General features: G+C 72.5%; 1 protein-coding gene and 1 pseudogene. Both read right to left on the bottom strand.

Annotation, left to right across the window (positions count from 1 at the left end):
- Positions 1-1,021, bottom strand: a pseudogene (locus ACYVE7_RS33565) (peptidase S41); the annotation flags it as partial.
- Between the two features lie 75 nt (positions 1,022-1,096).
- A partial coding sequence (locus ACYVE7_RS33560; protein ID WP_460370543.1) for a GNAT family N-acetyltransferase occupies positions 1,097-1,719 on the bottom strand: 623 nt, incomplete at its 5' end.

The raw sequence follows: 1,719 nt of genomic DNA, 5'->3' as shown, positions 1-1,719 counted from the left end.
CTCCCCCGGTGCCGTTGCCGAGCACGACCGGCTTGCGGCAGCGCGCCTTCGGATCGGCGGCCAGGGTGCGGGCGGGGCCGTCGCGGTGGGTAACCCAGTGGATGGTCCCGGCGACCTCGACGGCCCCGGCCCTGCCGGTGTCGTCGCAGGCGAAGCCGCCGAGCTGGTCCTCGCCCGTCACCAGGCGGGGGCGGCGGGCCGTGCCCGCGCCGCCCAGCTCGATGTGGAGCCGGCGCGGCGGGGAGTCCAGATCGTCGAGCAGCCAGATCTGCCCGGCCGAGGCGTACACGATCCGCTGGCCGTCGGTGGCGGCCTGCCGGGCGTAGAACGCCTCGTTGTCGCTGTGCCGGCGCAGGTCCTGGCCGTCGAACGTGCACGAGTACAGCGCGCCGACGCCCTCATGGTCGGACAGGAACGCCACCCGGTCCGCGACGATCATGACCGAGTCGAGGTGGCCGCCCAGACCGGCAAGGATCCGGGAGAAATGCCCTTCGGCGATGGACAGCTCGCCGTCGGCCTCCGTGCGGTACTCGGCGGGCTCGATGGCCGGGCCCGTCCAGAGCCGGCCCATCCCGCCGCCCCGGTACCGCTTCCACCGGGCCGGCTCACTCGAACCGCCGGTGATCATCGCGACCTGTTCCGACCGGTGCTCCCCCGCCAGCATCAGATCGACGACGGGGCCGTACGGCAGCCGCGCGGCCGTCGAACCGTCGATCGGCACGGCGTAGGCCCAGGTGAAATGGGAGAACGGCTGGCCGGTCGAGCTGGTCGCGAGCACCCGGCCGCCCGGGGTCCAGCCCCGCACCCGGGTGGACGACGACCCCCAGTAGGTCAGCCGTTCGCTGGGCCCGCCGTCCACGGAGGCCAGATGGACCTCCGGATCGCCGTCCCGCCAGGTCGTCCAGGCGACTTTGGCGCCGTCGGCCGACAGCCGTGGATGGCTGACAGGAGTCCGGTCGGCGGAAAGCCGCCACGCCCGCCCCCCGTCGATGGCGGCGAGCCAGACGTCGTCCTCTGCCACAAAGGTCAGCAGGCTCCCCCGGAGATGCGGGAACCTCAGATATTCACCCGAAGTCACCATCCCATACTAGATCGGTTACGGGAGGTCGATCACGTCAGCCTGGTATTCGCGGTATTCGCGCTGCGGGAGAAAGCCCAGTTCGCGGTTGACGGCGAGCATGTGGGCGTTCTCCTCGGCGTTGTCGGTCTCGATCTCGACGACCTCGGGACGCTCCGCGCCGAGCCAGGTCAGCATCACGGCCTTCAGCCAGATCCCGATCCGCCGGCCCCGGTGCTCGGGAACGACCGCGGTGTCGTACTGGAACGCGCGTTCGGGCGCGTCGCCCGGGATGACGATCTCGGTGAAGCCCGCGAGCCGGGAGCCGTGCAGGGCGGCGACCGTGTACAGGTCGTCACCGCGTTTGGCGACGGCCTCGCCGGTCTCGCGGACCATGTCGGCGTTCCAGACCGAGGTGCGGCCGTCGGTGTGGTCGGCCATCGCCCGCTTGGCGTAGGCGTAGGCGACGGCCAGCCGGTCGGGCACCGGGCCCGTCCAGCGGACCAGCCGGTAGCCGGGCGGGTTCAGCGCGGCCAGCGGCCCCGGATCGGCCTCGGCGACGGTCAGCACCACCCCCCGGGTGGTCAGCACGCAGCCGAAGCCGTTGCGTTCCAGGAACGGGACGGCCGGGGTGCCGGCGAGCGCCTGGGCGATCGCGCTGG

This window comes from Actinocorallia lasiicapitis (genome assembly GCF_054778695.1).
The sequence above is the reverse complement of the archived record's forward strand: the minus strand, read 5'-3'. Positions and strand labels throughout refer to the sequence as shown.